Origin of the sequence: Nocardioides sp. NPDC057772 (genome assembly GCF_042798075.1) — a bacterium.
GTDB lineage: Bacteria > Actinomycetota > Actinomycetes > Propionibacteriales > Nocardioidaceae > Nocardioides.
In genome coordinates, this window is sequence record NZ_JBHVKN010000259.1 from 1 (window position 1) to 6,256 (window position 6,256).

Sequence of the window (6,256 nt, forward strand, 5' to 3'; positions counted from 1 at the left end):
CGCTTCGCGAGACACGGGGTCAGATGCGCCGACTCGGCTTTGCTCAGTAGGACGGCTGGGCCTGGACGTTCAGCTCGTCGAACCTGACCTTCTTCGCCGAGGCGACCCGGGGGTCACGCAGGTCGAAGACGTCGAAGCCGCGTTGGATCTCGTTGGAGTAGATGTAGCCGTTGTAGTAGTAGGTCGACCAGGGGCCGGCGATCGTCGAGGTGTCCTCGAACGGGCCACGGTCGAACCAGGCGATCTCCTTCGGGTTGGCCGAGTCGGTGAAGTCGTAGACGGACACCCCGCCCTGGTACCAGGCCTGGACCATGATGTCCTTGCCCTTGACCGGGATCAGCGAGCCGTTGTGGGCGACGCAGTTCTCGGTGTTGGACTGGGTGCGCGGCATCTTGTAGTAGGACTTGAAGACGAGCTGGCCGTCCACGATGTCGTAGATGCCGTTGGCGCCCTTCTCCATCCCGGTCTCCGGGTTGCAGGTCGGCGCGCCGCCGCCACCGAGCTCATCGGTGAAGACGACCTTGGTGCCGGTGTTGTTGAAGGTGGCCGAGTGCCAGAACGCGAAGTTCTCGGTGTCGGTGACCTGCTCGGTCACGACCGGGTGCTCGCGGTCGGAGATGTCCATCAGGATGCCGTCGCCCATGCAGGCTCCGGCCGCGATGTCCTTGGACGGGTAGGTGGTGATGTCGTGGCAGCCGGCGGTGTTGGTGTAGCCACCGTCGGGGAACAGCACCGGCTCACCGACCACCGCGGCCTTCTCCGGCGCCTGCGTGGGGATCTTCACGATGCTGATCTTGTCGTGCGGGGGCTGGCAGTCGGGGTAGGTCGCCCGAGGCCCGTAGGAGGAGACGTACGCGTAGACGGACCGACCGTCCTTGCTCGGTGCCAGCGAGTGGGTGTGGGAGCCGCACTTGGTCTCGACGGCCGCGACGTACTGCGGGTCTCGCGGGTTGCTGATGTCGAAGACGCGGAGGCCCTCCCACGACTCCTTGATCTCGGCCGACTGCGCCACGTTGTCACAGGTGTTGTTGCTGCGGCTGGAGTCGACGGAGAGGACCAGCAGGTCGCCGTAGACGGAGATGTCGTTCTGGGAGCCGGGGCAGACGTACTGCTTGACCAGTCGCGGCTTCTTCGGGTCCTTGATGTCGATGACGTTGAACCCGCTGTAGTTGCCGGCGAACGCGTAGTCGCCCTGGAAGGCCAGGTCGCTGTTGAGCGCGTTGACGGGCTCGAAGGCGCCCGACTTGGGGATGTTGGCGATCAGGTGCATGTTGGGTGAGCCGGCGGACTCGCCGGCGGGCACGACGGGATCGTTCGCGCCGAGCTGGGCGAGGTCGTTGCCGGCGACGCAGGCGGAGGCGAAGTTGTCACCGAGCTTGGTGATCGCCCGCTTCTCCTCGGCAGTGCAACTTGTCTGGGCCTCGGGAGACTGGGTGCTCTCGGTGCCGTGGGTGTGGGACTCGTCCGCGGAGGACGGGGCGGCGACGGCCAGCCCTCCTGCGACAACCATGGCCGCCGCGATGGGGGCCAGGTAGTGGGTAGATCGTCTAAGCCTCATGATCGCAAGCCTTCCGAGTCGGCCGCCGTGGGGTGGCACGGGCATGACCTCTCAACTTTAGTAAAAGTCGTACACGGGCCGCATGGAATGTGAATAAATTGTTCGCGCCCTCGGCATCTCGGAAGGAGTCACATGTCCGATCGACGATTCGCTGTCCTCTCCTCGGGTGTCGTGGTCGCAGCCATGTCGCTCGGCGGGTGCGGAAGCTCGACCCACGACGCCCATGGATCCCACACGCCCAGCCCCGAGGCCGCCACCCAGTCGGCGCCGGTGGTGCAGGGCGGAGCCCCGGGCGAGGCGGCGGAGACGATCTCGCCCTCGGCCGCGGACACAGATCCGTGGAACCGGACCGATGCCGACTTCGTGACGATGATGATCCCCCATCACGCCCAGGCGCTGGAGATGACTCGACTGGCACGGGAGCACGGCGTGCACCCGGAGGTCGTGTCGCTGGCCAAGCGCATCGAGTCGGCTCAGGGCCCCGAGATCGTGGCCATGAGCGGCTGGCTCGACCTGCGCGGGCTGAGGGTGCCCCGGGCCTCGGATCCTCCGCACACGATGGCGGGCATGCTCACCCCCGACCAGATGAGCGCGCTCGGCAAGGCACGGGGCGAGGAGTTCGACCGGCTCTTCCTGACCGGGATGATCCAGCACCACCGGGGCGCCCTGGAGATGGCCGAGCCGATGGCCTCCCGTGGCAGCGACGCGCTGGCGATCGAGATGGCGACCGACGTCGTGGCCACCCAGTCGGTGGAGATCGAGATCATGGAGAAGCTGCTCGCGGAGCTGTGAGACCGGGTACGTTGCGGCGGGTGCCCCTCACCCCCACCCGCCGTCGAAAGATACTGATCGGCTCCGCCGTCGTCGCCGTCCTCGCCCTGGTCATGACCGCGCTGGTCTACACCGGCGTCGTGATGCCCACGCGCATGTTCGCGGCGAAGTACGACGTCCGCGGCATCGACGTCTCCCACCACAACGGCACCATCGACTGGCCCCGGGTCGCCGAGCAGGACGTCGACTTCGCCTGGATCAAGGCGACCGAGGGCTCCTCCCACGTCGACTCGCGCTTCGCTGCCAACTGGGGCCAGGCGCAGCGAGCCGGGATCACCACCGGCGCCTACCACTTCATGAGCTTCGAGAGCCCGGGCGCCGACCAGGCGCACAACATGATCGCCACGGTGCCCCGGGTCGTCGGCACGCTCGCCCCGGTCGTCGACCTGGAGCCGTACGGATCCTTCATGGGCGACCTGCCGCCCGCCGCCGAGGTCCGCGCGATCCTCGACCCGCTGCTCGCCAAGCTCGAGGCCCACTACGGCGTCGCGCCGGTCATCTACACCACCCCGACGGCCTACCGCGCCTATCTGGTCGACCTCTACCCCGACAACCCGATCTGGTTCCGCTCCGTCGCCTGGCCGCCCCGCGTCCCCGACGGACGCGACTGGACCGTCTGGCAGTACTCCAACCGCGACCGGCTCGACGGCGTGGGGAGTGAGGACGAGGCGTACGTGGACATGAACGTGCTCTCCGACGATGTCTCGCTCGACTCGCTCATCGTTCGCTGAAATCGCCGAGTCGGCGCATCCGACCCCTTTCGCTCGCTTCGCTTCGCGAAGCACGGGGTCAGATGCGCCGACTCGGCTACTGCTCAGTGGCCGTGACCGTGGCCGTGACCGGCCGCGGGCGCCTCTTCCTCTTCCGGCTTGTCGACGACCAGGGTCTCGGTCGTGAGCAGCATGCCCGCGATCGAGGTGGCGTTGATGAGCGCGGAGCGGGTGACCTTGACCGGGTCGATGACGCCCTGGGCAACCAGGTCGCCGTACTCACCGGTGGCCGCGTTGTAGCCCTGGCCGACGCCGAGGTCGCGGACGCGGGTGGTGATCACGTAGCCGTTCTCGCCACCGTTCTCGGCGATCCAGCGCAGCGGCTCGTCGGCAGCCTTGCGGACGACGCGTACGCCGACCGCCTCGTCGCCCTCGAGGCCGAGGTCCTTCTCCAGCACGGAGACGGCGTGGATCAGCGCGGAGCCACCGCCGGGGACGATGCCCTCCTCGATGGCGGCGCGGGTCGCGGAGACAGCGTCCTCGATGCGGTGCTTCTTCTCCTTGAGCTCCACCTCGGTGTGAGCGCCGACCTTGATCACGCAGACGCCACCGGCGAGCTTGGCGAGGCGCTCCTGGAGCTTCTCGCGGTCCCAGTCGGAGTCGGTGCGCTCGATCTCGGACTTCAGCTCGGCAACCCGGCCCTCGACGGCAGCGGCGTCGCCGCCACCCTCGACGATGGTCGTGTTGTCCTTGGAGACGGTCACGCGGCGGGCGGTGCCGAGCACCTCGAGGCCGACCTGGTCGAGCTTGAGACCGACCTCCTCGGCGACGACCTGCGCGCCGGTCAGGATCGCGATGTCCTGCAGCATCGCCTTGCGGCGGTCACCGAACGCGGGAGCCTTGACGGCGGTCGCGTTGAAGGTGCCCTTGATCTTGTTCACGACCAGGGTCGAGAGCGCCTCGCCCTCGACGTCCTCGGCGATGATGAACAGCGGCTTGCCGGCGGCGATGACCTTCTCCAGCAGCGGCAGGAGCTCCTGGACGGAGCTGATCTTGCCCTGGACGAGCAGGATCAGCGGGTCGTCGATGACGGCCTCCATCCGCTCCTGGTCGGTCACGAAGTACTGAGAGATGTAGCCCTTGTCGAACTGCATACCCTCGGTGAACTCGAGCTCGGTGCCGGTGGTGTTGGACTCCTCGACGGTGATGACACCGTCCTTGCCCACCTTGGCGAAGGCCTCGGCGAGGATCTCGCCGATCTTCGCGTCGCGGGAGGAGATGGTGGCGACCGAGGCCATGTCGGACTCGTCGACGACCTCGCGGGCGGCGGCACGCAGCGCGTCGCCGACGGCGGCGGCCGCGGCGTCCATACCGCGCTTGAGGCTCATCGGGTTGGCGCCGGCGGCAACCGCACGCAGACCCTCGTGGACCATCGCCTGGGCGAGGACGGTCGCGGTGGTCGTGCCGTCACCAGCGATGTCGTTGGTCTTGGTCGCGACCTCCTTGGTGAGCTGAGCACCAAGGTTCTCGAACGGGTCGTCCAGCTCGACCTCACGCGCGACGGTGACACCGTCGTTGGTGATGGTCGGGGCGCCCCACTTCTTGTCGAGGACGACGTAGCGGCCCTTGGGGCCCAGCGTCACCTTGACGGCGTTGGCGAGGGCGTCGACGCCACGCTCGAGGGCGCGGCGGGCGTTCTCGTCGAACTCCAGGATCTTCGGCATATGCATTACTCCCTAGTACGCAGTGCGCGGCCGTGACCGGCCAGGACTTCCACCCCGCCGGCCCGGCCGCGCTTGTGCGAGACGGATGACGTCAGGCGATGACCGCGAGGATGTCGCGGGCGGACAGGATGAGGTACTCCTCGCCGGCGTACTTGACCTCGGTGCCGCCGTACTTGCTGTAGATGACCTTGTCGCCGACCTGGACGTCGAGCGGGACGCGGTTGCCCTTGTCGTCGATGCGACCCGGGCCGAGAGCCAGGACCTCGCCCTCCTGGGGCTTCTCCTTGGCCGTGTCCGGGATGACCAGGCCCGAGGCGGTGGTCTGCTCGGCCTCGACGGCCTTCACGACGATGCGGTCCTCGAGCGGCTTGATGTTGACCGACACTGTGTCGACCTCCCCATTTCTTCTATGGAGTCAGATGATTCTGGGTGGGTGTTGCTACGTCTGTGCTTGCGACATGCCGCGTACGCCGTCGCGGGGGTCGCACCCGGCTCGCAAGCGCTGGCACACTCAGGGGGAGAGTGCCAATGCAGACGTTAGCACTCGCCCGCAATGAGTGCCAGCAATGGGTTATCGCTGCCCGGGGAGCCGCACGGTCAGCGCGATCGCACCGGCGAGCAGACCGATGACGATGATCCCTCCGACGACCATGAACGACCAGCGGGCCTCGCGGTCGTCCGTCTCCTCGAAGTTCGTGATCTCGAGCTCTTCGCCGTCACCCTGTAACAGCAGGTCAGTCGCGGATTCCGGACTCTCCGACCGCTCGGCGGTGGCCGACTCCTTCTGCTTCACGCTCTCTTCCTGCAGCGTAGGCGAAGGCTCCTCGGTCGTCTTCCCCTCCGGCTTCACGGACACCTCTTCAGTGGCCTCCGACTCGCTCACGACCCGGGTCCGGACGTACGTCACCGAGTAGCTGTCCAGCTGCCGACCGCTGCTGTGCTCGATCACCGTGCTCGCCTGCGGGGTGGCCAGGGTGTGAACCTCGGCACCGGCGTTGCCACGACCGACGACGCAGAAGGACGCGATCCCGTAGCCGTCGGGTGCCTTCGCGGTGGCGGAGCGGGAGCTCACCGACGAGTAGGAGCGGTCCCCGGACGGGCACTCGTCCACCGGAGTCACCGAGTCCGCCGACGCCGGCGCGGGGACGGCGAGGAGCAGCGACACCAGGGTCGTCGCGGCCGCGGCCGCCCAGAGGGTCAGAGGGACCATGCGGGGGGATCTGCGCACTTGGCGGATCCTAGATCAGAAACACCCCGCGGGGTAATGGAGTTTGCCCGGACCGGGAACCGGCCTGAGAGTATCGGGGCATGGACCTCGACGCCTTCGCCTGGTTGCTCACCGATGACGGGCAACGGCTGTTGGCGCGGGCCACCGAGATGACGTCCGCGGCAACGTCCGACGGCAAGGACCCGGCTCTGGCGGTGCAGTCCGC

6 protein-coding genes are annotated in these 6,256 nt (G+C 67.7%); 2 read left to right on the forward strand and 4 right to left on the reverse strand.

Features of this window, described 5'->3' with window-relative positions:
• Positions 1–43: 43 nt before the first annotated feature.
• Positions 44–1,510, reverse strand: coding sequence for an LVIVD repeat-containing protein (locus tag ACFVJS_RS25525; RefSeq protein WP_378886246.1), 1,467 nt, complete (start codon positions 1,508–1,510; stop codon positions 44–46).
• 180 nt (positions 1,511–1,690) lie between these two features.
• Here ACFVJS_RS25525 and ACFVJS_RS25530 point away from each other — a divergent pair, with 180 nt between their 5' ends.
• Positions 1,691–2,350: a DUF305 domain-containing protein gene (locus ACFVJS_RS25530; RefSeq protein ID WP_378886248.1), complete on the forward strand. Its 660-nt coding sequence runs from the start codon at positions 1,691–1,693 to the stop codon at positions 2,348–2,350.
• Between the two features lie 20 nt (positions 2,351–2,370).
• On the forward strand, positions 2,371–3,120 hold the full coding sequence (locus ACFVJS_RS25535) for a GH25 family lysozyme (RefSeq protein ID WP_378886250.1): 750 nt from the start codon (positions 2,371–2,373) through the stop codon (positions 3,118–3,120).
• 83 nt (positions 3,121–3,203) lie between these two features.
• On the opposite strand, the gene groL is transcribed toward ACFVJS_RS25535, so the two are convergent.
• The 3 genes from groL to ACFVJS_RS25550 form a co-directional block, all read right to left on the reverse strand.
• Complete coding sequence (gene groL, locus ACFVJS_RS25540) at positions 3,204–4,823, reverse strand: chaperonin GroEL (RefSeq protein WP_378886251.1); 1,620 nt, start codon at positions 4,821–4,823, stop codon at positions 3,204–3,206.
• A gap of 91 nt (positions 4,824–4,914) precedes the next feature.
• Positions 4,915–5,208 (reverse strand): co-chaperone GroES, encoded by a 294-nt coding sequence (groES, locus tag ACFVJS_RS25545; RefSeq protein ID WP_165110708.1) that lies wholly within the window; start codon positions 5,206–5,208, stop codon positions 4,915–4,917.
• Positions 5,209–5,394: 186 nt separating this feature from the next.
• Positions 5,395–6,033, reverse strand: a complete 639-nt coding sequence (locus tag ACFVJS_RS25550) for a hypothetical protein (protein ID WP_378886253.1) — start codon at positions 6,031–6,033, stop codon at positions 5,395–5,397.
• Positions 6,034–6,256 lie beyond the last annotated feature (223 nt).

Excerpts from the sequence above, each read along its gene's own strand:
- ACFVJS_RS25525 (WP_378886246.1), bottom strand. The coding sequence starts at position 1,510 with ATGGTTGTCGCAGGAGGGCTGGCCGTCGCCGCCCCGTCCTCCGCGGAC.
- ACFVJS_RS25530 (WP_378886248.1), top strand. The coding sequence starts at position 1,691 with ATGTCCGATCGACGATTCGCTGTCCTCTCCTCGGGTGTCGTGGTCGCA.
- groL (WP_378886251.1), bottom strand. The coding sequence starts at position 4,823 with ATGCCGAAGATCCTGGAGTTCGACGAGAACGCCCGCCGCGCCCTCGAG.
- ACFVJS_RS25550 (WP_378886253.1), bottom strand. The coding sequence starts at position 6,033 with ATGGTCCCTCTGACCCTCTGGGCGGCCGCGGCCGCGACGACCCTGGTG.